Annotated in this window: 18 protein-coding genes; 2 read left to right on the forward strand and 16 right to left on the reverse strand. The window is 62.4% G+C overall.

Annotated elements, in window-relative coordinates:
- Positions 1–4: 4 nt before the first annotated feature.
- From JQ603_RS08985 to JQ603_RS09020, 8 genes are all read right to left on the reverse strand, one after another.
- Complete coding sequence (locus JQ603_RS08985) at positions 5–2,905, reverse strand: flotillin family protein (RefSeq protein WP_212338403.1); 2,901 nt, start codon at positions 2,903–2,905, stop codon at positions 5–7.
- Between the two features lie 26 nt (positions 2,906–2,931).
- On the reverse strand, positions 2,932–3,765 hold the full coding sequence (locus JQ603_RS08990) for a phosphoenolpyruvate hydrolase family protein (RefSeq protein ID WP_212338406.1): 834 nt from the start codon (positions 3,763–3,765) through the stop codon (positions 2,932–2,934).
- A 3-nt stretch (positions 3,766–3,768) separates the two neighbouring features.
- The gene (locus JQ603_RS08995) at positions 3,769–5,979 is read right to left on the reverse strand and encodes an ABC transporter permease (protein WP_212338409.1); all 2,211 of its coding nucleotides are present in this window, start codon (positions 5,977–5,979) and stop codon (positions 3,769–3,771) included.
- Positions 5,972–6,754, reverse strand: coding sequence for an ABC transporter ATP-binding protein (locus JQ603_RS09000; RefSeq protein ID WP_212338411.1), 783 nt, complete (start codon positions 6,752–6,754; stop codon positions 5,972–5,974). Before JQ603_RS09000 ends, JQ603_RS08995 begins: the two co-directional genes overlap by 8 nt.
- Positions 6,747–7,829, reverse strand: coding sequence for a branched-chain amino acid ABC transporter permease (locus JQ603_RS09005; protein WP_212338413.1), 1,083 nt, complete (start codon positions 7,827–7,829; stop codon positions 6,747–6,749). Before JQ603_RS09005 ends, JQ603_RS09000 begins: the two co-directional genes overlap by 8 nt.
- A gap of 1 nt (position 7,830) precedes the next feature.
- Positions 7,831–8,841 (reverse strand): branched-chain amino acid ABC transporter permease, encoded by a 1,011-nt coding sequence (locus tag JQ603_RS09010; RefSeq protein WP_212338414.1) that lies wholly within the window; start codon positions 8,839–8,841, stop codon positions 7,831–7,833.
- Between the two features lie 191 nt (positions 8,842–9,032).
- Entirely contained in the window at positions 9,033–9,860 is an 828-nt protein-coding gene (locus JQ603_RS09015; protein ID WP_212338415.1) for a helix-turn-helix domain-containing protein, read from the reverse strand.
- 122 nt (positions 9,861–9,982) lie between these two features.
- Positions 9,983–11,233 (reverse strand): ABC transporter substrate-binding protein, encoded by a 1,251-nt coding sequence (locus JQ603_RS09020; RefSeq protein ID WP_212338416.1) that lies wholly within the window; start codon positions 11,231–11,233, stop codon positions 9,983–9,985.
- Between the two features lie 917 nt (positions 11,234–12,150).
- On the opposite strand from JQ603_RS09020, the gene JQ603_RS09025 reads away from it, so the two are divergent.
- Complete coding sequence (locus JQ603_RS09025) at positions 12,151–12,582, forward strand: cupin domain-containing protein (protein WP_212338417.1); 432 nt, start codon at positions 12,151–12,153, stop codon at positions 12,580–12,582.
- Positions 12,583–12,648: 66 nt separating this feature from the next.
- Here the strand turns inward: JQ603_RS09025 and JQ603_RS09030 are convergent, their stop codons facing one another.
- From JQ603_RS09030 to JQ603_RS09045, 4 genes are all read right to left on the reverse strand, one after another.
- Positions 12,649–12,876, reverse strand: coding sequence for a hypothetical protein (locus JQ603_RS09030; protein ID WP_212338419.1), 228 nt, complete (start codon positions 12,874–12,876; stop codon positions 12,649–12,651).
- A gap of 104 nt (positions 12,877–12,980) precedes the next feature.
- On the reverse strand, positions 12,981–13,571 hold the full coding sequence (locus JQ603_RS09035; protein WP_212338420.1) for a DsrE family protein: 591 nt from the start codon (positions 13,569–13,571) through the stop codon (positions 12,981–12,983).
- 653 nt (positions 13,572–14,224) lie between these two features.
- Positions 14,225–15,268: a TAXI family TRAP transporter solute-binding subunit gene (locus JQ603_RS09040; protein ID WP_212338422.1), complete on the reverse strand. Its 1,044-nt coding sequence runs from the start codon at positions 15,266–15,268 to the stop codon at positions 14,225–14,227.
- Positions 15,269–15,309: 41 nt separating this feature from the next.
- Positions 15,310–17,538, reverse strand: coding sequence for a hypothetical protein (locus JQ603_RS09045; RefSeq protein ID WP_212338423.1), 2,229 nt, complete (start codon positions 17,536–17,538; stop codon positions 15,310–15,312).
- A gap of 674 nt (positions 17,539–18,212) precedes the next feature.
- Here JQ603_RS09045 and JQ603_RS09050 point away from each other — a divergent pair.
- A complete protein-coding gene (locus tag JQ603_RS09050) occupies positions 18,213–18,587 on the forward strand; it encodes a VanZ family protein (protein ID WP_212339954.1) in 375 nt (124 codons plus the stop codon).
- A 361-nt stretch (positions 18,588–18,948) separates the two neighbouring features.
- On the opposite strand, the gene galE is transcribed toward JQ603_RS09050, so the two are convergent.
- The 4 genes from galE to JQ603_RS09070 form a co-directional block, all read right to left on the reverse strand.
- The gene (galE, locus tag JQ603_RS09055; protein ID WP_245003573.1) at positions 18,949–20,079 is read right to left on the reverse strand and encodes a UDP-glucose 4-epimerase GalE; all 1,131 of its coding nucleotides are present in this window, start codon (positions 20,077–20,079) and stop codon (positions 18,949–18,951) included.
- Positions 20,080–20,348: 269 nt separating this feature from the next.
- Complete coding sequence (locus tag JQ603_RS09060; protein WP_212338426.1) at positions 20,349–21,731, reverse strand: polysaccharide biosynthesis/export family protein; 1,383 nt, start codon at positions 21,729–21,731, stop codon at positions 20,349–20,351.
- 554 nt (positions 21,732–22,285) lie between these two features.
- Positions 22,286–24,136 (reverse strand): asparagine synthase (glutamine-hydrolyzing), encoded by a 1,851-nt coding sequence (gene asnB / locus JQ603_RS09065; RefSeq protein WP_212338428.1) that lies wholly within the window; start codon positions 24,134–24,136, stop codon positions 22,286–22,288.
- 124 nt (positions 24,137–24,260) lie between these two features.
- Positions 24,261–26,357 carry a WD40/YVTN/BNR-like repeat-containing protein gene (locus JQ603_RS09070; RefSeq protein WP_212338431.1) on the reverse strand — a complete coding sequence of 699 codons (2,097 nt, stop codon included), beginning with the start codon at positions 26,355–26,357 and terminating at the stop codon, positions 24,261–24,263.
- Positions 26,358–26,371 lie beyond the last annotated feature (14 nt).

The raw sequence follows: 26,371 nt of genomic DNA on the forward strand, positions 1-26,371 counted from the left end.
GACCTCAGCTCTTCTTCCGCGGACCACGCTCGGCCGGCGGTTCGCCCTCGGCAGAGGGCGGGGAGGCGGCCGGCTTGTCGCCACCGCCGCTCTTGCGCGTGGACTCCTTGATGCCCTGCATGTCGCGGGCTTCGCGGATCAAACCCGGCATTTTCGCGAGGCTACCGCCTTCGACGCCGATGTCCGACAGGATGGAATCGATCAGTGGTGCCTGGACGCGGTAGCGCAGGGCGGAGTCGATCACCTCGTCGGTGGCGCTGCGGCCGCCATTGCCACCGCCATGTCCGTTGCCGTTGAGGCCGTCGACCTGGAGGATGCGGATACCCTCGATCTTCTCCATCGGCTTGACGCTCTCGCGCACGATGCCTTCAATGCGGTCGAGCAGCTTGCGGCGGAATAGCGAGTAGCGGGCCTGATCGGTCAGCACGTTCTCGGCCTCGTTGAGCATCCGCTGCGCTTCGGCCTCGACCGCGGCGCGCACCCGCTCGGCCTCGGCCGCGATGCGGGTTTCCTCGGCCTGCTTCTCGGCCAGCAGCACCTCGACGGTCTTGCGACGCTTTGCGATCTCGCTCTCGCGTGCGGTGACGACACGCTCGGCCGCTTCCGTCGCCCGCATCCGTGCCTCCTCAGCCGCAGCGCGCGCGGCCGACTCTTCCAGCGACTTCTGATGGATGGCGATCGCTTTCTCCATCAGCACCGTCTCGACGTCCTTCTCGCGATTGACCTCGAGCTTGCGCAGCTCGCGTTCGCGGCCGATACGGGCCTCGTCCAGCCCGCGGTCGGAGGCGATGCGGGCGCGCTCGACTTCTTCGCGCGCTGCGATTTCCGCCTCCTGGAGTGACTGGACGCGAGCAACCTCGAGCTGCTCGATCGCACGCCGCCGCTCGATGCGGGCCGCTTCGAGTGCCTGTTCGCGTGAGACGTCGGTGGTCTCGACCTCCTTGCGCGCGACGATCTCGGCCTGCTTGACCTGGCGATCGGCATCGATGCGTTCGGAGCGCTTGGTAGAGAGGGCGATGACGCGGTCCTCGTCCGCGATCTCGATGGCCTTCTTTTGCTCGATGTTGAGCACCTCGCGCTTCTTGGAGGAGTTGATGCGCTCGGCTTCGAGCGCAAGATCGACCGTAATGCGCTGGCGCTCGATGGCGTCGCGTCGCTTCAGCTCGGCCGCCTCCAATATGCCGGTCCGCTCGATTTCGAGCGAACGCGTATCGCGCTCGGCCTGGATGCGCTCGGCCGCGACCGCCTTCTCCTGGGCGATGCGGGCTGCCTCGATCGCCTCGCGCGAGGCGATGTCGGCCTCCTCGACGGCACGGTTGCGGGCGATCTCCAGCGAACGCACACGCTCCTCCTGGGCGATGCGGCTGGCTTCCGTTGCTTCACGGGCCGCGATGCCGGCGACATCGAGCGTCTGGTTGCGCTCGATCTCCAGCTGCCGGGTGTTCTGCTCGGCGGCGATGCGCTCGGCGGCGAGCGTCCGCTCGCGCGCGATGCGGGCGGCCTCGACCGCGCGCTGCGCCTCGATCTCGGCTTCCTGGATGGTGCGCACCTGCTGGATTTCCAGCGCGCGGGTGCGCTCGTCCGAGGAGATGCGCTCGACATTGACGATCAAGGTCTGGGCGATGCGGGCTTTTTCAGTGGCTTCGCGGGCGGCAATCTCGGCCTCGTCCACGGCACGGGTGCGCTCGATCTCGCGGCGGCGTGTCTCTTCCTCATTGGCGATGCGGGCATCGGTGACAACGCGGTCCTGCTGGATCCGGGCCTTCTCGATGGCTTCGCGCGCGGCGATCTCGGCCTCCTCGACCGTGCGCATCCGCTCGATCTCGCGCTGGCGCACCTCCCGTTCCGAGGCGATGCGGGTGGTGTCGATCGAGCGTTGGTTGGCGATCCGGGTCTTCTCGATCTCTTCGCGCGCAAGCAGTTCCTTCTCCTCGATGGTGCGGGTCCGCTCGATTTCCTTCTGGCGGGTCTCACGCTCCGAGGCGATACGGGCCTCGGCGATCGCCTGGTCATTGGCAATGCGGGCGCGCTCGATGGCTTCGCGCGCGGAAATCTGCGCCTGCTCGGCCTCGGTCTCGCGCAGTGCGCGTTCGCGGGCCACTTCCGTGCGCTGAAGCGCGCGGCGCATCTCGATGTCGCGTTCCTGCTCGAGGCGCGCGGTCTCGCTCTCGCGCTCGATTTCCAGCGCCTGCCGCTCGGCCTCCAAATTGCGGGAGCGGATCTTGATCATCGAGTCCTGCTCGATGTCGTTGCGCAGCTTCCGCTTCGCCTCGATGTCCTCCATCAGGCGCGTCAGGCCTTCGGCGTCGAATCGGTTCGAGGGATTGAAGAACTCGAGGTCGGTTTGGTCGAGGTCGGTGATCGCGACGGATTCGAGCTCGAGGCCGTTCTGGGCGAGCGCCTCTGCCGCATTGGTCTTGACGCGTGCGACATAGTCGCCGCGCCGCTCGTGCATCTCCTCCATGGTCATTTCGGAGGCGACCGATCGGATCGCGGAGATGAATTTGCCGGCGAGGAGGGCATGCAGCTGCTCCGGCTCCATGGTGCGGCGGCCGAGCGTGGCTGCGGCGATCGAGACGGCCTCGCGGGTCGGCTGCACCCGAACGTAGAAGTCGGCCTCGATGTCGACCCGCATGCGGTCGCGGGTGATCACGGCGTCCTGCCTCGAACGCACGATGCCCATCGGCAGCACGTTCATGTTGACCGGCGTGTAGTCGTGAATGAACGGCAGCACGAAGGCGCCGCCATTGATCACCACGCGTTCGCCGAGGAATCCGGTCCTGACGAACGACGTCTCCTTGGAGGAGCGGTGGTAGAGCCAGTTCACGATATAGACGCCAACCACGACCACGACGATCGCGACGATCAGCCAGAGGATCAATTCACCGACCAGCATCCCTGACATCTTTCCCTCCCTCGAACCTCTCGGCGTTACCGCGCGCCGATCGCCTTGAATTGACGGACCTGCTCCGTCAGCGCCCGTTCCACGGGCAGTCGCTCCATCGAGGAGGCGCCGTAGAAGCCGTGGCAATGACGGGTGTTCTTCATGATGAAATCGGCATCGGCGGGATCCGCGATCGGGCCGCCATGGGCCAGCACCAGGATGTCCGGATTGACGCTGAGCGCAGCGGTGGCCCAGGTGTCGATCCGCGCGGGGCAGTCCTGGAGCCTCACGGCGGTTTGCGCGCCGATCGTGCCGCCGGTCGTCAGGCCCATGTGGCAGACGATGATGTCGGCACCGGCGATCGCCATCGCGGCGGCCTCCTTCTCGCTGAACACGTAAGGGGTCGTCAGCATGTCCTTGTCGTGCGCCTTGGCGATCATGTCGATCTCGAGCGCATAGGACATGCCGGTCTCCTCGAGATTGGCGCGGAAGGTGCCGTCGATCAGGCCGACCGTCGGAAAGTTCTGGACGCCCGAAAATCCGAGCGCCTTCAGCTGGTCGAGAAACGCGTCCATGTCGCGGAACGGATCGGTGCCGTTGACGCCGGCAAGGACCGGCGTCTGGTCCACCACCGGGAGCACTTCACCGGCCATCTCCAGCACGATGGCGTTGGCATCGCCATACGCCATCAGGCCGGCGAGCGAGCCGCGCCCGGCCATGCGATAGCGGCCGGAATTGTAGATGACGATAAGATCGACGCCGCCGGCCTCCTCGCATTTGGCCGACAGGCCGGTGCCGGCGCCGCCACCGACGATCGGCTCGCCGCGCCTTGCCATGTCGCGGAACTTCTTCAGGAGGGCTGCGCGTTCAAACCTGGCCATCGGTCACCTCGCTAGTCTCCGCCGCGTGCCGGTGCGGCCGAACAGCGTTCGGAACGCACTGACGACGGCGGCGGCGAAGTCGGGATCGTTGATGTTCTTAGGCGTGCGAATGAGCTGGCGGTTGCCGGTCTGGCGCACGTCGCGCTCCAGCGTGCGGAACAGCGCGGCGTCGGCGTCCGGATCCCAGAACGGCTGGCTTTGCGCATCGAGCGCGGAGACACCGCCTTCGGGCAGGAAGAAGCGGACAGGGCCGTCCATCTGGTTGAGCCGCTCGGCGATCCAGCGGCCCATGCGCTCGTTCTCTTCGGCCGTGGTCCGCATCAACGTGACCTGTGGATTGTGGACGTGGAACTTGCGCCCGCGGTAACGTTCGGGAATGGTGTCGGGCGCGCCGAAATTGACCATGTCCAGTGCGCCGACCGAGCCGACATAAGGCAGCCGGCTGCGGATGATCGCGCCGAAGCGATCTTCCGTCGCCGGAAACACGCCGCCCATCAGCAGGTCGCAGATCTCGGTCGTCGTGAGGTCGATGACGCCGGCGAGCTGACCGGACTCGACGAGCTTTTCCATGGAGCGGCCGCCGACGCCGGTAGCGTGGAAGACCAGGCATTCGAAATCATTGTGCAGCTCGGCCGCGATCTTCTGCACCGCCGGCGTGGTGACGCCGAACATGGTGATGCCGACGGCGGGCAGGCTGCCGGTCTCGCGTGCTGATGCGGCGCGTTCGTCGAGCCGTGCCTTGACCATGCCCGCGAGGGCATTGGCGCCATTGGCCAGCACCGCGCGTGAGATCGCGTTCAGCCCCTGAACGTCGGTGACCGAGTACATCATGGTGATGTCGGCAGGGCCGACATAGGGCCCGACATCGCCGGAGGCGATGGAGGAGATGATGAGCTTGGGTAGACCGACGGGAAGGGTGCGCATGCCGGGCGCAACCAGCGACGCTGCGCCCGAACCGCCGGCCGAGATCACGCCGGCGATGTTGCCCTGTCGCCGCAGCCAGTTGGCGAAAGCATCGGCCATCGCGGTCACAGCGGCGCCGCGGTCGGTGCCGAATACGGCGGATCCGCCGCGGCCATGGTTCAGGGCAATCTCCTGCGCGGAGACATCGCAGCTGGAATGCTTGCCACTGGTCGAAACGTCGACCAGCCGCGTGCGAAGTCCGGTTGCTGCGATAACGTCGCGAATGAAGCGCAATTCCTGGCCCTTGGTATCGAGCGTACCGACGACCAGCACGACGGGCGGGCCCGCGATCTGCGCCGCCGCCGGCTCGCGCCTGCGCCGCGTCGTCTCCTCCAGCCGCGTGACCTCTGTCGAGCGCGTGCGGGCCGCCGCCTCGATGCGGGCGATCGGCACAGGCTGCGACCATCGCGTCGGCGGCACGGGGTTGGAGACGTAGATGCGGACAGGGCCGTCGCGGCGTGGCGCCGGCGCTGGCTTCGAGCCGGCAGCCGGGGCGGGTATGTCGATATCCGGCTCAAGCTCGGCGTGAAGCCCGACGCCCAGCAGGCGCTGCTGCAGCTCGCGGTCGGCGGCGAGGCGACCGGAGTCGATGATGCGGTTGACGCGGCCGTTGACCATGATCGCAACGTTGCGTGAGATGGCGGTCGCGACGCCGATGTTCTGCTCGATCACGAGCACGGACATGTCGCCATCCTCGCCCAGCCGCAGCAGCATCTCCTCGACTTGCGCCACGATGACGGGCGCAAGGCCCTCGGTCGGCTCGTCCATGATCAAGAGATGTGGATTGGTGAGCAGCGCGCGCGAGATCGCCAGCATCTGCTGCTCGCCGCCGGAGAGCTGGCCGCCGCCGTGGCCCTTGCGTTCGGCGAGCCGCGGGAAGGTGTCGTAGATGCGCTCGACGGTCCAGGCGCCGGAGCGCATGCCGCCGGCGAGCCGCAAATGCTCTTCGACGCTGAGCGAACGCCAGAGACGGCGCCCCTGCGGCACATAGCCGACGCCGAGCCGCGCGATCTGGGCCGGCGGCCGCCGCGTGACGTCCTCACCGCGGACGCGGATCGATCCGCCGCTCACGCCGACCAGCCCCATGATCGCCTTGCACAGCGTGGTCTTGCCCATGCCGTTGCGGCCGACGACGGAGAACACGCCGCTTTCCAGCGTGAGATCGACGCCTTGCAGCGCGTGCGAGTGGCCGTAATAGACGTCGAGGCCGCGGACCTCGAGTGCAGGGGAAGAACGGCGGGCCTCATTCATGGCCGCCTCCGAGATAGAGCTCCTGCACCTCGGGATCGGACTGAATCTCCTGCGGTAGGCCCTCCTTAAAGACGCGCCCGTTGTGCATCATCGTGACGCTCTCGACGACCCGCAGCGCCACGTCCATGTCGTGCTCGATGATGATGTAGCCGATATGCGCAGGCAGGGAGGTCAGGATCTCGATCAGCTCGGCCCGCTCGGTCGGCGACAGGCCCGCGGCCGGCTCGTCGAACAGGACGAAGCGCGGTGCGCCGGCCAGCGCGAGCGCAATCTCGAGTTGGCGCTGTTGGCCGTGTGCGAGTTCGGCGACGAGCTGGTCCTTCACGGCGGACAGATGCACGGCCTGGACGAGGTTGTCGGCGGCATGCATCAGGGCGTCGTTCTGACCCGGACGCAGTAACGAGAAGCGCCCGCGTGAGACGCCACGGCAGGCGAGATAGACGTTGTCCTGCACGGTGAGGCCGGGGAACAGCGCCGAGATCTGGTAGGTGCGGCGCAGACCGCGGCGGATGCGTTCATAGGGAGGAAAGTGCGTGACGTCCTCGCCGAAGAAGCGGATGGTACCGGAGGAGGGCGGGAAATCGCCGGTGATGCAGTTGAACAGCGTGGTCTTGCCGGCACCGTTGGAGCCGAGCACGGCGCGCCGCTCGCCCGGACGCACTGTGATGGTGACGTCCGTCAGCGCCGCAAGCGCGCCGAACAGCCGCGTCACGCCGCGCAGCTCGAGCGCGGCACTGGCACCGACGGCGGAGAGGCGCTGGGCGACGCTATCCATGGCGGCGCCCTCCGTCTGGGCGGTCTGTGCGGGGACGCTGACTCTGGCGCCAGCGCTGCCACAGGCCGACGACGCCATCCGATGACCAGAACACGATGGCGAGGAAGCCGAGCCCGATCAGCAGACGGAAACGGTTGCCGTCGAGGCCGAGCCTGACCAGGAAGTCGAGCGCGAAGGTGCGCAGCAGCACGAAGATCAGCGCGCCGATGAAGGGACCGATCGGGCGGGTGATCCCGCCGACCACGGCGATGATCAGCACGTCGATGCAGGCGCCGACGCTGACCGAGCCCGGCGAGATCTGGCGATAGTTCCAGACCTGGAGGACGCCGGCGAGCGCGGCCACGAAGGACGCGAAAGCATAGGCGGCGACGCGATGGGCGTTGACGTTGAAGCCCAGGGCGGCCATGCGCCGCGGATTGTCGCGCACGCCCTGGAGCGCGAGGCCGAACGGGGCGCGCGAGACATATTCGACCGCGAAATAGCAGAGCGCGGCAACCGCGAGCGCCAAATAGTAGAAGGGGATGTCGGCGCGCCAGTTCACGCCCCAGAAGTGAGGCGTCGCCACGTTGTTGATGCCGGTATGGCCGTTGAAGATCGCCCAGTTCTGGTTGGTGAAATAGTAGAAGGCAGCTCCAATCGCGAGCGTGATCATGATGGTGTAGATGCCTTCGGTGCGCACCGCGAGTGCTCCGCCGAGCGTGCCGAAGGCGGTCGCCAGCGTCAGCGCCATCGGGACCGCGAGCCACCACGGCCAGCCCAGGCTGATATTGGCGTTGCCGCTCACCCCGAACACGGCGACCATGTAGGCCGAGAAGCCCGCGATGGTGAGCTGCATCAGGCTGACCATGCCGCCATAGCCGGCGAGGAACATCAGGCTCAGCGCCATGATGCCGAGGATCAGCGTGGTCGCGAAGATCTCGATCAGGAAGAAGCCGTTGGCGATCAGCGGCATGATCAGGAGGATGGCCGCGACGACCCAGGCGGCAGGATTGTCGATCTCCGGCCATGTCCGCGCGGGCCGCTGCGTTCCGGCAGCGGGACGAACGGTAACGCGGGCATCGTGGGCGAGCGACATCTCAGCGCCTCGCCAACAGGCCCTGCGGCCGGATCGCCAGCACCAGCACCATGATCAGGAAGGTCACGACGATGGCATAGGTCGGGATGTAGACCGAGCCGAGCTGCTCGGCGAGGCCGATGATCAGCGCGCCGAGTGCCGCACCGGGAATCGAGCCCATGCCGCCGACGATCACGACCACGAGGGAGGCCAGCAGGAAGCGGATGTCCTCGCCCGGCGACAATGACTGGAACGTTCCGCCGACCACGCCGGCTATACCGGCAAGTCCCGCGCCGAAGGCGAACACCAGCACGAAGACGAGCTGGATGCGCACACCGGTCGCGGCCAGGATATCGCGGTCGTCGACGCCGGCGCGGATGATCATGCCGATCCGGGTGCGGTTGAGCGCGAGCCACATCGCCACGCCGATGACCACGGAGGCGGCAAGGATTACGAGCCGGACCAGCGGGTATCGGAGATAGACCGGCTCGCCCGAGGATTTCACCGCCGTGACCAGCGGCAGGTCCACGGGTCCGATCAGCCAACTCGGGGTCTGGATCTGGTAGAAATCGCCGCCGCAGGCCCAGAGCATGAGGTCGGCAAACACGATCGACAGACCGATCGTCACCATGGTCTGCCTGAGGTCCTGGCCTTCCATGCGCCGGAACACGATCACCTGGAGCAGGACGCCGACCAGGGCGGTCAGGATGAAGGCGACGATGAAGCTGAGCAGCCAGGATCCGGTCGATGTGCTGATGGCGTAGCCGACATAGCCGCCGAACAGATAGAGCGAGCCATGTGCGAGGTTGACGTTGCGCATCAGGCCGAAGATCAACGTGAAGCCGCTGGCGACGAGGAAGTAGAGGCCCCCGAGCGTGATGCCGTTGAAGACGGCGTTGAGGAAGACGCGCTTGCGCCCGATCGCCTCCTCCAGGCCCGGCGGCCAGACCGCGAAGACCAGCCAGAGCGCGACGGCAATGGCAATGATGGTGATCAGCGCCCAAGCGGGATGGCGTTCGATGAAACGGCTCATATGCGCGGTCCGCTCGTCCGGGCGCCACGCCGAAGGTTCGTTGAATGCAGGTCGGACAGCCCTATAGCGGCTGCAGGCCTTGCCATGGACGTGCGCTCCCGTCGGTCGCGATCATCTCGGGATCGCGTTGCCCACATCCTAGCCGGGCGGCGAGGGCGACGTTTGATCGTGAGTATCTTTTCGTGCAGCTGTCAGGCGCGCAAAACCTTGGCTGCGCGACGATAATCAGTCGGTGCCATCCCGACATTGGCGGCGAAGAAGCGGGTGAAACCGCTCTGCGAGGAGAAGCCGAGATCGAAGCCGATGTCGGCGATCGGCGTTTCGCTGGCCACCAGCGCTTCGAGCGCTTGTTCCATGATCAGCGTGTTGAGATAGAGGTTTGGCGTCACCCCGGTCTGGACGCGGAACAGCCGGTAGAAATGCGGCCGCGACAGGCCGGATTCGCGTGCAATGGTGTCGAGCTCGATCTCGGCGCCGGGGCTCTCGGACATCATCTTGATACACTTGCGCACGCGGAAGTCGGTCACGGAGCCGCCTGCGCGCGGGTCCCGCACGATCTCGGCCTGCTGCCAGCTTTCGTCGTAGCAGATGTCGATCAGCCTCCGCAGCTCGCAATCGAGACTCGAGAGTGATGGTGCGCCGCACACGAGCGCAGCGGTTCGCCTGATGTGCTTGTCGAGCGCCGGCGTGCGCTTGAACTGGGTCCGGCCGAAACGCATGCGGTCGGTGCCCGACGCATCGGGCGCAAACCATTCGGCATTGACGTAGAGCACGAAGAAGATGGCGCCGCCATCGAGATCGGTCGGCAGGAAGTTGTGTGGCTCCCAGGGATTGACGGCGACAACGGAGGAGTCGTTGAGATCATAATGTCCGTCGCAGACATCGATGCATGCCGGCATGCCGCCGACATGGAAGATCAGATGACCTTCACGATGGGCGTGGATATTGAAAGGGCGGTTCAACTGATAAACCGTCGCCCGGCCGAACCTGCCGTGGAAGACGGCGAGCGCACGGCTCATGCCTTCCCCTCCCGAATGTTCTTCTTTTCAGCCAGCGTTCAACAACCCCGCCGAGATTGCAAGAGCGGAGAGCGACCGCGTCAGCTGGTCGCTCCCCCGTCGCTTCTTGACGATGTGATGCGTCAGTACTTCTTACATTCCGGCACGGTGCGGCTCGGCAGGCCGATCTTCGAGAACACGGCCGGGTCATAGCCGAGCGTCTGGTTGACGTTCGGGATCACCTTCACGACCTTGCTGAACAGCGCGCCTTTGCCATCATCGACGACCTCGGTGACGAAGTTGGTGCCGATCGCCTGGCGGTTGGAGTCGAGCTTGATCTTGCCGTTCGGCGCGTCGAGCTCGATTTTCGCCAGTGCTTCCCTGAACTTCGCCTGGTTGTTGGAGAGATCGCCGTTGACCTGGCGTAACGCGAGGATCAGCGCCATGGTTGAGTCATAGTAGTTGGTCGCCAGCAGCGACGGGCTCGGGAAGCGCTTGTTGGGCGGGAAGGCGTCCTGGTAGGCCTTCACGAACTTCTGCCAGCCCGGGTCCTCCCAGGTGTCGGCCTGGCCGCTCGCCGCGATGGTGCCGATCAGCGCATTCTTGGCGTTCCCCTTCGACGACAGGATGGTCTGGTCGATCATGATGGAACCGCCCATCAGATGCGCCTTGCCGCCGGCCTGCTGATACTGGTTGAGGAAGTTGACGGCATCCGCCCCGCCAAGGCCGAGATAGATGGCATCGACGTCGTCGGGCAGGGCGGCGATGACCGAGGCGAAGTCCTTGGTGCCGAGCGGCACCCATTGCCTGTTGGTGACCTGTCCGCCGGCGCCGCAGAACTCAAGCACCAGCCCGAACACCTGGGTGTAGATGAAAGAGTAGTCCTCGCCGACGGTCGCGATCTTGCGATACTTCTTCTCGTCATAGGCGTATTTGCCGAGGCCCACCTGCCACTGTGCGCCGTCCATGTTGTAGCGGAAGAAGTTCGGGGCAGGGTCGACATAGGTGGTTTCCTGCGCGCCGGATGCCGCGTTGATGAAGGTCAGCTCGGGGTGGGTCTTCGCGAAGTTCTTCACCGCGATGCCCTCGTCGCCGGAGAGGGGCGACAGCAGGATCTGCACCTTGTCCTGCTCGATCAGCTTGCGGACCGCGCGCACCGCGGAGTCCGGTGTCGCGTCGGTCGAGGCGACGATGAATTCGAGCTCCTTGTCGCCGATCTTCTTGCCAAGGACATTGAGCGCCGTCTGGTGGCCGCGCATGCCGTCCTCGCCGAGCACCGTGTAGGTGCCTTCGAGGGTCGCGGTCACGCCCACCTTGATCTTTTCCTGGGCGATCGCTGCACCTGAAAGAAACAGGCTGCTCAGCGCGAGCAGACCAACACTGCATTTCAACATTGTGCTCCTCCCTGTGTCGTCGACTTATTGCCGCACCGAATTGGCGCGACGCCCGTGGCCTCTCGAGCGGCCCGCGGCTTTGTGGGGAAGCTAGCCGAAGTCGGATGCGGTGCATGCGCGGACGCCTCGTTCGGCTTGACTGGCAGTCTCATTTTTGAATGTTGCGGCGCAAATGGTTTCGCGGTGCAGCAGTCCCATACGAGGCTCTGGGCCAGTGTCCGATGGATGCCGTCCACAAGCCGGTGACATCTCAGCCCACGACCAGTCTTCACAGGCGCTGATCCGCTGACGGCGAAAGGCCTTCAACCAAGAGGAGGCCTTCAGCTCGTTGAAAGGAACGATGTCCTGCGGGGCGCGTGCTCGCGCTGCGCAAGCTGACCAAGGCTCGGCCACTACCTGATGTCGTACATCTGTCTCCTTTGATTGAATTCGTCGGCGCCGAATAACCCGGTCCATGGTTGGCCCAGTGATGATGGTCACAGCCGACGATATCGACCTGCGCTATGGCTGCGACTGAAAATCAACTGGTCGAGCAGGAGAGACCTGTGTCAGTCGAACTCAGCAGCACGGACTGGAAGCCATTAGCGGCGGTACATTCAGTCTAGGGTTAGCGTTCCTGCCCTCGATATTGACGAAGACAAGTAAGCCGCCATCGCCAAGCGCTCCCTCCGATCCGTCGACGAGCAGCACGCATAAGAGCGCGTCGTTCGATCCTGTTGGTGTTCGGTTCTGATCCCTGCGCGACGAAAACTTGGACCGCAAAACAACGTGCGTGGACCTGCCGGCCTGAGGTACCTCATAATGGTTGCGCACGAGCGGGGAGTGCGACAAGGCGACATCTTCCCGGGCTTCGATTGAGGCCAGAATATGTTGAGGAGAGGGAGCCAAATATCCATCAACCAGTGCGAGTGATGCAGATGCGCGAACTTGCTGAAGCGGAATATTGGAAGACGTTTGAACTCTCGCCGTCCCCCATCGAGCCGTCGTGGATCATCGAAGGTCGGCCGGAAGCTCGTTCGCACCTTCTGTCGAAGAGCGCGTTCAAGACCTGGTGGACGATGATTTGGTCCTGCACCCAAGGCAAGTTCAACTGGCATTACTATTTCGACGAGACCGTCGTGATCCTCGAAGGATCAATCATGCTCGAGGTCGATGGTGCACCGCCGACGCGTTATGGTGCCGGCGACGTGATCTTGTTCCGCACCGGTTCGCATGCCAAGTGGCACGTCGAGGATTGTGTGAAGAAGGTCGCCTTCTGCCGGCGGACTCCGCTGGGCCTTGTCATGCGTGCCGCCAGCAAGCTCAAGTCACCGATGCTCGGCCAGCCTGCGGCGTCGCGACTTACTTGACGGGATGCAGCGAATTGGAACGCTCTTGGAACGGGAGTCGATTGCGTTCCGACCTCGCCCCATCCATCAATCCGATTTCACCCGACCGATGTCGTCGTCGATCGCCGCCACATAGTTTACGTGCAGAGTGATCGGAACCTTCGATCCGTCCAGAACCAGACGGAGGCTTCTCGGATAAAATCCGCCGCCAATGACGCGTCCGGTTTTTCCAGCCAAGCGAGCACCAGCTTCAGGTTTGACCTGAACGCGTGAGCCCGGGGGAAACCCGAGATTGGTGCAGGCTGATTCCGGCATGGCTTTCTCAGCAGCGAATGAGACAATGCTCGCCCCCACGAATTTCCGATGAAATGCTCTTAGGCGCCGCGATGGCGGCCGACGTCACTGCCACTACTTACCTGTCACGGCTTGACGTAGGTCCAACCCATCTCCTGCAATTCCATCACGCGCACGACGCCCGATTTCACGATCTCCGCCTGACGCATAATCGGTATGTCCTTGTTCTCGGCCTTCTTCATTTTCTCCTGGGTGTTGCCGCAGGCCTTGAACGAAACCTCAGGCGTGCTCAGGGCCATTTCCTCGATGCGCGCTCTTACCGGCGACGTGTCGTCACGCAGCATGTGTAGCCCGGGCCCAAATGTGACGACCTCGATCTTCACCTTCTCGCCGGCGTCCTTGTAGTATTGCGCCACGTTCATCGCGTTGTTGAGCGCGAGATTCATCGCCGGGGCGTCATTGGTATTTACCTGCAGGATCAAATGATGTTCTCTTTCCTTCGGCGCCGCCGAATTCTTCATATGGGCAAACGCGTCCTGCTTTCGCTTTGCCGGCTTCGCCACGTGTTGTCTTGCGTGCGCCCTATGCTGGACTTGTTGCCCGTCTGCCGGCGTCCAGTATCTTCCGCCTTGCTCCGCGGCCGCAAACGATGCAGAAGCCAGAACTGTAATCGCCGCCACCGCGAACACCTTGGCAGTATGTTGGAACGTCATCATTATCCGCCTCCATCGAGAAAATCGTTTTGCATGTCATCAATGACTCGGTGTCGCGAGCGCGCGCGGCCATTTGCATGCCGCTGCTATCTTCGCACGCGCTTCGTCCAACCCAGCGAGGGAGAACGATCCGTCATGGGCGGCGCCGCCCCGTCGCGAGAACAGGACAATGAGGTCCCCGCTGTCTGGAAGCGACTGCACCAAGCGAACAACTTCCCCCGTAAACGCAACGCCGGGCCCGAAGGTAGGGACGGCTGCCCCGATTTGTATCGCCGGGTTATCATTGATGCGGTAAAAAATTGCATCGTCACCGCCCCCACGGGAGATGCCTGGTCCCGTAAGCACCAATTCGGTCCGCCCGCTGCGGCAGCGAAGCGACAATTGCATCGCGGACTCGCCGGCTCCGCCGCGTGAGGATGTCGTGGCAGTCGCGATCGGAGAGTAGTCAATCGGCGAGGTCGTCTGGCTGACGACCCAGCCGTCTTCGGGGGATTGACGATGCTGAGGCGCGACGGTGCGAGTCAGTTTGTCCAGACATTCGAGGCGCTCGGCGTGTTGCCTCTGAAGGCAGGAGCGCAGTTGCCTCATCGAATCCTGCGCCGACGCTACGCCGCCGGTAGCCGCGAGCGCCAGGAGAAGCAGGGTCGCGGCCCGGTTCATTGTGATGCTTGTGTTGCGCGGTGCTGACGATCCAGCCACGCCTGCGCCGCAGGGACGCGGGTGAGACCCGGAACTGTCGCAGCAAGGTTGATGGACTTCCATTTCGGGTCGAAACCGGGCGCCTGCAGCCTGTCGATCCGGGAGAACAGGTGGTCGATGAAACGAGAGACGCGCTCGGAACGGTTTGAGTTGATCGGCCAATTGAAGGCGACCAGTGCGGTCGGCACGGCGATCGTCGAAACCCGTTCGCCCGGCTTGATCAGATTGGGATAGTCGGCTTCGCCGAGGGAGGCGGGGAGATAGTAATCCTCGAACCTGCCGTCATAGGGGAGGGACAGGAACTTGAAACCCGGCTCCCAGCGGCCCCGCACGAAGGCATCTACCGGCTTCGATGTAATGAAGACAACCGCTGCAACCTCGCCCTTGCGCATCTGCTCGAGCGCGATCTGGTGCGGGATGAACGTCTTTTCCACCTCGAGCTTGAGGCGGCTGAAGATCAGCGGGCCCGAATAGGCTGCAGCGGTGCCCTGCGTATTGAAGTTGACCTTCTTGCCGGAAAGATCGCTCAGGCTCTGGATCTCCGGTCGAACGAAGATATGCAGCTCGGACGGGAACAGATTCAGGACATATGCAATTCGTTGCTGGATGTCCGGCACCTGGCTTTTGTATTCCTCGAGTGCGTCGGAATTGATGATTGCGGCATCGATGCCGCGTAAATAGAGCAGGGAATTCACGTTTTCAGTGGCTCCGCGAGTGACGACCGGCAGAACGTGCAGGTTATCCCCGTCGTCAACCACACGCGCGATCTCAGCCGCCAGACGGATCGGTGCGCCCTCGAGCAGGCCTCCGGCCAGGCCAACAGTCCAGGCGTTCATGGAGAGCACCTCAGGTCTCGGCTGCGAAGGCGCGGGGCGAACCGGCCGAGCATTGTGGGACTGCGAATTCAACGGCCGCGCATCCGCCCAGGGCTGAACGGCCATGAGCGATGATGCGAACGCCGCAAGCAAGGCCAACCGGCGGAATCCTATGAACCCTTTCATCGACGAACTCCTTTACGCACGCTGCATCCGCTTTGGGCTTTCTATCGGCGCAACGCTTCGTATCGCGCTTTTGCTTCCTTGATTCCCCCGGCTTCGGCTCGCGCATAAAGATCTCGCGCTTTGGTGGAATCCCCTTGCGTTCCGTACGTTCCGAAATTCGGCAGGATCAGCGGATCGTAGGTTTCCGCGAGCGCGAAGCTTGCTTTCGCGCTCCCCATCTCAGCGGCGCGCTCCAGCACGATCCGAGCCGAGCCGATGTCTCCCTGTTCAAGTAGTGCGCTTGCGCGCGCGACCAATTTTTCCGCTTGCGCGCTGTCGTTGGACTGGACCTGAGCATTGCTCTGGCCACGCGCTGCTATGGCCTTGTCTGGGACAGGTCGGGCTCCGACCGATTTATGTGGGATGGGCTTGTCCTGGACGGGTCCGTCTTGCACAGGCCGGTTTTGGATTGGCCGGGTCGGCGCCGACGGCGGTTCCTCGCGTACAGCCCTGCCGGTGGTAGCCGGCGGAGGCGCAGCAGAGGGAGAGTTCCCCACAAGCGCGCCGTTATCTCGACGCGCCAATGCGAGATCCCTTTCTAATTCCTCGGCGCGCTCGCGCTCACGCTGCAACAAGCTCCGCAGCTCGGTCGATTCGCGTTCTCGGGCCTGCCTGATCCGTGCGACGTCCTCGCTCGCCTTGGACGCTCGTTCGGTCTGCGCGTCGAGTTCGCGGCTTGCTTTTGCAAAGTCCCGGGCCAGCTGTTCAGCCCGCTCGCGCTCCTGCTGCTGCGCTTGCTCCAACGAGGCCGTATTGCTCGCCGCCGTCTGTCTGAGCTGTGCCGCTTCCTCGCTGGCTTTGGCGGCTTGCGCTTCGTATGCGTAAATCTTGCTGCGAGCGATCGAGAGATCCTGCGCCAGCGCATCAGCTCTCTCTTGCTCCTTCTGGATCGATTGCTTCTGGTCTGCGGCTTCGGCTTTTGCCGCTCGCGTCAGTCTGCCGACCTCGTCACTCGCCCTTGCAGCCAGCGCGGCCTGCTCATCGATATCTCGGTGCGCGGCCACCAGCGCTTGCTCCAGCTGCCCGGTCCGATCGCGCTCTTGTTGCAGGGAATTCTGCAGCTCCGCCGTGCCGTCCCTTTCGGCCGCTTTCAGCAAGGACGAGCCGTCGCTGGCTCTCGCCGACGGCGCGGTTTGCACCTGGTATGCATAAATTGCGCTCCGTGTCAGGGATAGGTCTTGTGCGAGAGTTTCGGCCCGGTCACGCTCGTTCCGCATCGACTGCCTCAAGTCCGCGGCACTGGCTTGCGCTGCCTGCTTCTGCTGCAGAAGGTCCTCGTTAGCCTTTGTCGCCAGCGCAGCCTGGGACTCGACGTGTTGCCGCTCGGCTGCAAGATCCTGCTCCAGCCGGACCGAGCGCTCGCGCTCCTGCCGCAGCGATTTCTCTAACTCCGCGGCACTGCTTTCTCCTGCCCGCTTCAGCCGGGACGCTTCCTCACCTGCCTTCGTCGCCAGCGCGGTCTGGGTTTCGACATCGTGCCGGGCGGCCGCGAGATCCTGCTCGAGCCGCGCTGACCGCTCGCGCTCTTGCTGCAGGTCTTTCTGCGACTCCGCGGCGCTGCTTTCTCCTGCCTGCTTCAGCCGGGACAGCGCCTCACTTGTTTTCGTCGCCAGCGCAGTCTGGGTGTCGAAATCGCGCCGCGCGGCTGCGAACTCCTGCTCCAGCCGCGCCGACCGCTCGCGCTCCTGCTGCAGCGATGTTTGCAGCTCAGCGGCGCCACTCTCGCCCGCTTGATTCACTCGGGAAGCTTCCTTCAATCGGGAAGCGTCCTCGATGGCCTTCGCCGCTAACGCCTTTTGGGTTTCGATCTCGTGCCGCGCAGCGTCAAGACCCTGCGCCAGCCACTCGGCTCGATCGTGCTCCTGCTCCAGGCGTTGCAGCAATGCGATGTCGCGCCTTGCAAGGGCGAGTTCGCATGACAGGGACTCTGGCCAGTCGCGTTGCTGTTTAGGGGGCTGCTGCAGCGCTCCTGTGTCGCCAGTCGTCGCTTGCGCAACCTGTATCGATTTGTCACTGCCGCCCCGGCCCGGCAGCAACCTCTTGAACTCGTCAGAACCGAGATCGTGGACAGCCAGTTGCCCGTCTGCGCGGTGTCGCGCCTGGTCCCGGGAAGCCTCCGCCTCCGACGCCCATGTCATAGCGAGCATGACCGCTGCCATCCACAGGTGCGCGCATGGTCCCCGCGTGAGGGAGTTCTTCATTTCCTCGTTGAGCACGACCGTGCGAGCCATCTGCAATCACCTGTCGCGCGGAGATACGATATCTCTCAGATGCCTTCAGACGCCTCATTATGCGCTTCATCTTTACGCGAATCATATAGCTCGCATGGAGGACCCTCCCCACCACTTTTGGGTTAGAGTACGGATTGTGCCCGAGCCGTGAACAATGAGATGGCCGCAGCGGGCTGGACCCTAGGGCCGTCCAGCCCCGCGCCTGCGAGTAGCGCCTTCACGGATCGCCATTGCATTGTCCTCAATCGTGAGGAAAGCAGAAGCTATTGTTGCTAACAAACAGCGATTAACAACTGCCATGGATAGGTACTCCCAGTGCGGATGCACCTATGCGACCGCTATTCTAAATTGTATGTCGAGTGTCCGAAGATGTTTCGCATCTAATCGGCCATGTGCTGATCCAGAGCGAGCGCGCAAGCCCGCATCGCCGAGCCGGTGCAGAAGGCCAGTTCCGGATTTTGGTTCGGTGTCCCATCCATTTGGAGTACTCTCCTTTCGTCCACGCACGTCAGGAATCCTGCACTCATATGTCAAGAGCAAGTGGTAATCATGGACCTGGCGTTCTACCGCTCAGGGGTGCCGGTTGCGCCGAGTGAAGGGAGCATGTTCTTGAAATCGAGTCTCAGAAATGAAGAGCCCCGGCAGGGGCTGCCAATCGAGGCCCTTTAGTGGCTATTACCGCTATCCTTCGGCTTGTCGCGTGGCTCCTCGCAGCGGCCGTCACATTTGCAACGCTTGGACCTCAGGACGCTCGGCCTCGTCCCTTTCTCGGACAGCACGGCGATCACGCGCTCGCCTTCCTTCTGGTCGGGATCGCCTTCGGCCTTGCCTATCCGCAGCGGCGCTGGACTGCTTCAGCGCTCGCCGTTGTCCTGATCGGCCTGCTTGAGATCATGCAACTATGGGTACCGGGACGGCACGCGAGGTTTGAGGATTTTATGGTCGATGCGCTTTCGACCTGCGCCGGCTTCGCGCTTTCCGCAGCGGCCAGCCGGATGATGGCGCAATTGATCCACGATCCCGACGCGGTGAGGCGCCAGCGTCCTTAGCGAGCGCACTGATCTGACTTGCAGCGGAAGATGCGCGAGCTGACCGCGAGACGGAGCGCACCATCAATCGAGCTCAGTGCATTGGTGCACGGACAGCCCGCCGCCGCTTGTGTCGTTGCCGCGGATCGTCAAACTTTAGCTCGGCGACCAGTCGCCAAAGCTGAACCTCGTGACCATCCGCCAACCGCCCGGCCCGCTCGGTTGCGGACGCGTCGTCCGGGCAGTGGAGGTTGACCACGCTCCCCAATTGGCCGTGTTCGTCCAAAACAAATGCACGATAGTGTGGCATAGCAAATCCCCACGCGACCGCATCTTACCTGCCGCCTCGCTCTCCGGTTTGGAGATTATGGAGCATTGCGAGCTACCTCTGATGGGCGGTGTGCTCGCCCCGAACCCGCTCGGCGTCGCCCGTTCGAATAGCTGAGGCGCACGCACTCATCCGTGACGGTGGAAATGCCTGGACAGCTCCGGTCTTTGAAAGTGCGCTACCATGGTAACCGTCGGGGTTCTGCAATTGCCAACGCCAATGGTCCGCACACATCTGCTCCAACGATCGGGTCGACTTCCAGCCCAAGGCCTCCATCGCAAAGGTCGGGTCGGCATAGCAGGCGGCGACATCGCCAGCCCGACGCTCCCTGATTTCATAGGGAACTGAACGCCCGCTCGCTGCTTCAAATGTACGAACGATGTCCAGAACGCTGCTGCCGTTCCCCGTGCCAAGATTGACCGTGAGCACACCAGGCTGTCTCAGGTTGCGCAAGGCGCTCAAGTGCCCGGATGCGAGATCGACCACATGAATGAAGTCGCGGACTCCGGTGCCATCAGGCGTGTCATAGTCGTTTCCCCAGATCTGCAGCTTCTCCCTCCGTCCAATCGCCACCTGCGCCACAAACGGGAGCAGGTTGTTGGGAAGGCCCAGCGGGTCTTCTCCGACCAGCCCGCTTTCGTGTGCTCCAACCGGATTGAAGTAGCGCAGATTGGCGATCCGCCAATCGTCGTCGGACCTGCAGAGATCCTTCAGCATCTCTTCGATAACGAGCTTTGTGCGGCCATACGGATTGGTCGGACAGAGGGGATGCTTCTCGTCGAGCGGCAAGTATTTAGGTATTCCGTAAACGGTCGCGGACGAGCTGAATACAAGTGTCTTTACATTCGCCCTCTTCATTGCCGATACGAGCCGCATCGTTCCCAGAACGTTGTTCTCGTAATAGTTCAGGGGACGTACGTTGGAATCACCCACGGCCTTCAGCCCTGCAAGGTGAATGACCGCGGTCACTCCGCAGGAACTAAGTATGTCGTGAATCGCCTCTTCATGGCGGATATCTGCGTGCCGAAAGACGAGCGAACGCCCGCAAATGGACTGCACCCGCTCGAGCGAAGTCTGGCTGCTGTTGGAGAGATTGTCGAGCGCGACGACGTCGAACCCGGCGTCCAGCAATGCGATACAGACGTGGGACCCGATGTAGCCGGTACCTCCAGTCACCAAGATCATCTCGGACAGCTTCCGCATTCGCTCAACTGGCCTCCGTGGATGCGACACCACATTAATCGGAAGTCGCGTCCACGGGGCGTGGAGATTCTGGGCCTTATGAGCTACCTCTACTGGACTGCATCGCGGGTGATGCAGCCGGGAACGGACCATCGGGCGCTCATGACCGTTGCATCATCCATTTCCAGGCGTCGCGGATGAGGTTTGGATCCGCCAACGTAGGATAGCGTCGCAAAATGCTATCTCCCGCTACGGAACTGCGACGGCTGTTGTTACCTCTGCCCGATGCGCACCGAATCGCCAGCGTTCTCATCGGTCCGGCTTGTCCCTGATGGAATGTCTGAACTGCCTATCCTTCGGGGAGGGACGGGAGGACCATCCTGGTATCGGAGGGTGACCTCGACGGCGTCACCCGGCTGCAGTTCGGCATCTTCGCTTGCGATGATCCGTTCCTGTCCCTTATCGCCCTTCCTGATGATGGCAATCTCCGCGTGGTTGCCGGTTCCTCGCACGAGTTGTGATCGAACCATCGCAGTGTACTGAAGTTTCTCGCCGACGCTCTGCAGCTTCTCGCGAATTTGATTGAGCTTCACGCTGGTATCTTGCAGCTCGCGGAGCAAGTCGAGCCTCCGCTGGTCGTCTAGCTTTGCCAGCTTCCTGACGAACTCGTCCTGCTGCTTCTTGACTTGCAGCAGTTGCGCAGAGGTTTGCAGCTTCCGGGTTGATGACAGCAGCACGGCGCGACGCGCATCCGTAACGCGAGGGCTGATCAAGGAACCCTTGCCGAAGAGCTCGGTCGTTTTCTGCAGGTCATCAAGATCTGCTTGAAGTCCCTCTTCATCCTTCTTCTGCTGCTCTGACAGCACGCGGACCTCGTCGTCTCCCTGCCTAATGCCGCGCTGAAGATACGTCTTTTCCTGCTGATAATCACTCTGCTTGGTCTTCAGATATTCCGTTTCTGCATTAACGATGTCCGAAATCGCCGATCGAGCTAAGGGCGCGTCCATCAGAGCGCCTGAACTGATCTGGGCTGCCTCTCCAAGTTCGGTCTTGATGCGCCACATACGCGCTTGTTCTTTGGCCAGCTCTGTCCAAAGCGAACCATACTCGCCTCTCAGGTCCGCTGCCTCGAGATACGGGTTGTTCATTTTGACGCGCATGATGTCGTAGCCGCCTGCCACGGCGACGAGCTGGCGTGCGGTGATAGACGGACGATAAGGGTACTCACCCGGCTTCGATACATCCCCATTTACGTATATGGGCTTGTATTCCGCGATGATCGTCGTGACCTCGCCTGCGTCGATCACGACGACCGTCTCACGGCCATCGGACGTCCGCTGTCGAAATACCTTGCGCGCAAGTGCAGCCCCGATTTTGGCTCGGATCTGTGGTAAGGGCAGGCCGGCCACCGGAAGCGTTCCAACCAGAGGCAACGAAATATTCCCGTCCATTTGAACGGGAGCACGATGCCGCAGCTCCGGCACGCCCGCCACCGCAACCTCCAGCACATCTCCGATGCTTACCAGATATTCCGCCTTTGCTTGAGTGACGGAAATTGTCAGGCCAATAGCCACCAAGGCCCATTTGATGCAACGACCCAGGTCGCTGCCATCGACGTCGACATGGAAGCGATTGCGCAGTCTGGAGTTCGGCATGGGGTCATTCCCTGTACGAACGTAGTCACCGAAGTGAAAGTCTTTCAAATTTGTTCGCGGACAACCGTCCGAGTAGTCTCCCGACAGGCGATCAGCAAAATTACGTTCCGTTCTCTCATTGACGCCGAACCACTCGGTGCCTTCTTCCGCTCAGTTCGATTGAACGGTTCTCTATCATACTCATCGAACCCATTGGGACGGGCGCTTCCATCGCTGCCCGAATCTAATCCCGCGCGGTCGCGGCTCAATCGACCATCGTAGTTACCCACTTATTGCCCGTTTTTCCGGCCTCCGCCAAACTTCCGGCACATCCGGTCGATGGCGGCACGGCGGTCGCAGGCCGTTGGAAGGGGCAGAGTGGCCGCTCTATTACTATTGGCGGCAGGTGCCGAGTTCCTACTCGTAGCCGGTGCGGAACATGGGCGCGCAGATGACGATCGTTTAAGAACAGTACGGCCATCGCGGACGAACGCTTCACCGCCGATGATCACGCCGACGCCAGGATCCACCGAGCGCAGGCATCGCTGGTGAAAACGCTCGAACCGAGCTGCAAGCTATTCTGGTACGGAAGCACGATACTCACGGCGCCACATCTCGACCATCATAAGCTGAAATAGGCGGCGACTTCCGCGCTCCGTCGACCGAAGGCTTGACAGGAGGCGCGCCAAAAATCGCTTTTCAAAAAGTGGCGAGCCGGTCGCGATGAGATCGTCCACGAGCGGCCGCCAAGGTCCCTGGAACCATTCATGCAGAGGGATCGAGAAACCCTGCTTTCGGTGACTATCAAAGTCGGGAGGTAGCCAACGCTGCGCAAGAGCACGCAAGATGATCTTTCTTCGAGCATTCTGGACTTTGAATCTTCCGGGCAATCGCCCAAAAGCAAACTCGACGATTCGATGATCCAGGAGCGGCGCGCGCACCTCCAGGGATGTGAGCATGCTGGCCCGATCGACTTTGACGAGAATGTCATCCGGCAAGTAGCTGCGAAACTCGGCGGCACAAATCGCATCTATGCCACCGCAGACTGTTTCCAATCCAGCGCGGCGAAGTTCCGGGGTAACCGACACAGGCCGGCCGGTCAGTCGCGACCTCGTAATCGGATCAAGTAGTCGCGTCAGCACTGTTTGTGGCTCATTGCAGCTGAGTAGCCCCATGATCGCGTTGCGTCCTTCGATTCCCAACGGTATCGATTTTGCGGCGAGTGCCTCCAATCCGAGCCGATGCAGACCAAACTGCCGTAGTTGCGCGATCTTCAGAAGCCAAGGATGATGAATGTAGCCACCGAAGAGTTCATCGCCGCCATCGCCTCCTAGGGCGACAGCGCATTCGTTTCGAATTGCGCGACTCACCAGATAGGTGGGAAGCAACGAGTTGTCAGCGATAGGCTCGTCATATTGACGGATGAGCGAAGGCAGGAACTCGCCCGAGCCCGGCTCAGCGACGAGTTCAGTATGGTTTGAACCGAGATAATCAGCGACCCGACGCGCGTGGCGCGACTCGTCGAAGCTCGGATAGCCTGGAAAGGCGACGTTGAAAGTGCGAACAGCCCGCCCCGAACTCCTGACGGCCGCGGCAGCCACGAGGCTCGAATCAAGACCACCGCTCAGCATGATGCCGATCGGCACATCTGCGATAAGCTGGCAGCGCACGCTCTGCGTCAGCAGGACCTCGAGATCGCTCGTGAGCTCTTGCAAATCGCTCTGCGCGGTGTTGGTGGCACGTATCGGTAGGTCCCAGTATCTGCTGATCTGCAGTCGATCCAGATCGGGTTCGTAAGTCAGCCAATGCCCCGGCGGTAGTTTTGCGAATCCGTCGAAGATGCAAAGTGACCCGGAAACGTAACCATACGCCAAGTAATCGTCGAGCGCCTCGCGATTGATGCTCCGTGGGATGTTCGGATCAACGAGAATAGCTTTCAGCTCGGACGCGAAAGCGAACCGGCCATTCTTGTGCAAATAGAATAAAGGCTTTTCGCCGGCCCGATCGCGAGTAACGAACAGGCGTCGTTTGGCGCCGTCCCAGATCGCGAGCGCGAACATTCCGACCAAACGATCGAGACACGCGGGGCCCCACGTTCGATACGCGGCGATCACGACCTCGGTATCGCTTGTGCTGCGAAAACTATTGCCGCGCGCCTGAAGTTCGGCTCGAACTTCCTGAAAATTGTAAATCTCACCATTAAAGACAATTGTTATCTGGCCATCGTCCGAGCTCATTGGCTGATGACCGAGAGGGCTGAGATCGATTATGGCTAAGCGCCGATGACCTAAGCCTACCCGCCGATCAGGACTGAGCCAGGTACCAGCGTCGTCCGGGCCGCGGTGTGCGAGTGCATCGCACATGCTTTGCACCAATTGAAAGCTAACCGGCTTCTCGGCCTCGACTATGCCGGCAATTCCGCACATGGTTGCCCGATCGTTTTTCTATGCGAAACGAAAGATACGCGAAACATTGCAAGTTACAGAGCAGGTTACAAAGGAGGGGCGCTCTTCGTCAAATCTCCAGGGGTTAACGAGCGGACAAAATCAATCACTGCATCCGCGCGCTTGGGGCTGCATCAGACGGTACACCGTAGAAGACGCCCCGTCCGTCGGTCCCGATGTACACGCGGCCCCAGATCTGCCGGTCGCCCGCCATGGCCCCGGCTCCGTTTACGAGATCGCTCATTTGGTACTGGCTGTCGTTGATGAGAATCCAGCTGGTCCCCATGTCGTCGGACCTAAAGACCCCCTTCGTATTTTCCACTGTCCCGTAGAGAAAGACCGTCGGGACTTTCGACCCGTTCGGGGGCGCTCCGAAGCTGAACATGAAGGCGTACTGCACGTTGGCGACCTTGGCGAAGGTCTCACCTGCGTTCGACGAACGATAAAGGCCCGAGGCACCGTTGCTCATCCAAACCTCCCCGCTCATTCCTGGGGCGGCCTCTACGACCTGCTGTCGCCAGCCCGACGACGGAATAGTTGAGACGCTCTCGAATGTCGCCGCACCATCGGTCGAGCGGTAGAAATGCCCGTTGTTGTAGTCGTACAGGTAGAACTTGCTTCCATCTGTGCGGTCCGCGGCCAGTGGTTTGTTCTTGCTCCAGTAGTTCTTTCCTTCAACGGCGGCCGATGGCGCTCCAACCGACTGCGTCCACGAGGCGCCCAGGTCGGTCGAGTAGTAGGGAACGCTTCCTTTCGGCAGCCATACGATCCGCCGTGACGTGGCCGAAACCGCCACTCGGCCGTCTAAGTTTCCGTTTGGGTTGGATGGAAAAGCCGTGAAGGTCTTCGCATTGTCGATGGAATAGCCACCGGCCGGCGAGGTGTCTCCAGGATGTCCCACCCGCACGACGAAGTTTGGATCCGCCTCCTCGAAATCGATTCCTGTGGAGTTGCCGAAGGGGGTATATCCGAACTCGTTGGGCGGTGGCGTGGTGAGAGAGGCATTTCTGAACCCGATATGGTCAGCCACAGCCGAGAGCAGGGGTGCGCCCCGGGGCGGGGACTTGACGTCGAAGACGACCATCTCTTCCAGCCCATTTACGTAGCTCTGCCAAATTTGGCGCTTGGCGGTAATGTCGTCGGTGCGCCACACCCCACCGGTGTCCGTGAACCAGACCCGCTTCGGATCGGCAGGATCAATTACCATCGCCGACGGCCCATCGGCGAACTCGCTGTTGGGCAGCCACGGAACCGCAGAAGTGGCGCTCACGTTCCAAAAGGTCCAACTGGCGCCGCCGTTCGTGGAGCGGTACCAGCCGTAGTGGCTCTCCATCGTCACCACGACCTTTGGATTGGTCGGGTCAACGCTGATGGCTGAAAAGTTGCGCCTCTGCTGAGGCGGCGAGATATTGGTCCAGGCCCCTCCGGAAAATTTCGCGACGCCGTCGTCGTGGGTCACGTAGAGGGTTCCATCAGATGCGATGGCTTCGCGATGAGGGGCAACCGGGCTGCCGGCCATGACGGCCCACGATAGCCCTGCGTCCATGCTGCGATAGACCCCGTGGCCGCGTACAGCGGCATAGACTGTTGAAGACGGCGACCCCGCCCTGCCTGTCGTGCGATCGATGGTCACGAAGGTGATCCCGACTCCCGCCGTGCCTTTGGGAAAACTCTCGACCCGCTGCCAACTTACTGCAGCGTTGGTGCTCTTCCACAAACCGTCGTTGCGCGAACCAAAGTAAAGGACGTTGCCGTCGTTCGGATCTACAATCAGCCGCTCCCCGTTGAGCGCTCCGCGACCATCGTTGCCGTGCATTACGACGTTCAGATTGGTGCGTTCCCATGTCTTGCCTTGATCCGTGGACTTAAGCACATCCCACGGTCCGCCGCGCCACCAGTTGAACATCCCGGCAGCGAAGTAGACGTTATTCGGGTTCGATGGATCGATAGCAATGCTCTCGCCGCCGAATAGATTCTGGTGCGAGAGCGGGAGCCAGTCGAGCAACGGAATCCACCGCTGGTTGGCAGCATCCCACCGGTAACATCCGCCGACATCGGTTCGGATGTAGAGCAAGTTGGGGGCCGATGGATGTGCGACGATTCCGGTGACGTACCCACCGCCGCCCCACTTCACGTTTGTCCAGACGTATGGCTCGCTCTTGACAGCGCCTGCATGCCCGGCGGCGAAGCTCAAAGCGGCCAACAGCATTCCTAGAC

Source organism: Bradyrhizobium liaoningense (assembly GCF_018130825.1).
In the GTDB taxonomy this organism is placed as follows: domain Bacteria; phylum Pseudomonadota; class Alphaproteobacteria; order Rhizobiales; family Xanthobacteraceae; genus Bradyrhizobium; species Bradyrhizobium liaoningense_B.

Coding starts and splice junctions, on each gene's coding strand:
- JQ603_RS08985 (WP_212338403.1), bottom strand. CDS start 2,905: ATGTCAGGGATGCTGGTCGGTGAATTGATCCTCTGGCTGATCGTCGCG.
- JQ603_RS08990 (WP_212338406.1), bottom strand. CDS start 3,765: ATGGCCAGGTTTGAACGCGCAGCCCTCCTGAAGAAGTTCCGCGACATG.
- JQ603_RS08995 (WP_212338409.1), bottom strand. CDS start 5,979: ATGAATGAGGCCCGCCGTTCTTCCCCTGCACTCGAGGTCCGCGGCCTC.
- JQ603_RS09000 (WP_212338411.1), bottom strand. CDS start 6,754: ATGGATAGCGTCGCCCAGCGCCTCTCCGCCGTCGGTGCCAGTGCCGCG.
- JQ603_RS09005 (WP_212338413.1), bottom strand. CDS start 7,829: ATGTCGCTCGCCCACGATGCCCGCGTTACCGTTCGTCCCGCTGCCGGA.
- JQ603_RS09010 (WP_212338414.1), bottom strand. CDS start 8,841: ATGAGCCGTTTCATCGAACGCCATCCCGCTTGGGCGCTGATCACCATC.
- JQ603_RS09015 (WP_212338415.1), bottom strand. CDS start 9,860: ATGAGCCGTGCGCTCGCCGTCTTCCACGGCAGGTTCGGCCGGGCGACG.
- JQ603_RS09020 (WP_212338416.1), bottom strand. CDS start 11,233: ATGTTGAAATGCAGTGTTGGTCTGCTCGCGCTGAGCAGCCTGTTTCTT.
- JQ603_RS09025 (WP_212338417.1), top strand. CDS start 12,151: ATGCGCGAACTTGCTGAAGCGGAATATTGGAAGACGTTTGAACTCTCG.
- JQ603_RS09030 (WP_212338419.1), bottom strand. CDS start 12,876: ATGCCGGAATCAGCCTGCACCAATCTCGGGTTTCCCCCGGGCTCACGC.
- JQ603_RS09035 (WP_212338420.1), bottom strand. CDS start 13,571: ATGATGACGTTCCAACATACTGCCAAGGTGTTCGCGGTGGCGGCGATT.
- JQ603_RS09040 (WP_212338422.1), bottom strand. CDS start 15,268: ATGAAAGGGTTCATAGGATTCCGCCGGTTGGCCTTGCTTGCGGCGTTC.
- JQ603_RS09045 (WP_212338423.1), bottom strand. CDS start 17,538: ATGGCTCGCACGGTCGTGCTCAACGAGGAAATGAAGAACTCCCTCACG.
- galE (WP_245003573.1), bottom strand. CDS start 20,079: ATGATCTTGGTGACTGGAGGTACCGGCTACATCGGGTCCCACGTCTGT.
- JQ603_RS09060 (WP_212338426.1), bottom strand. CDS start 21,731: ATGCCGAACTCCAGACTGCGCAATCGCTTCCATGTCGACGTCGATGGC.
- asnB (WP_212338428.1), bottom strand. CDS start 24,136: ATGTGCGGAATTGCCGGCATAGTCGAGGCCGAGAAGCCGGTTAGCTTT.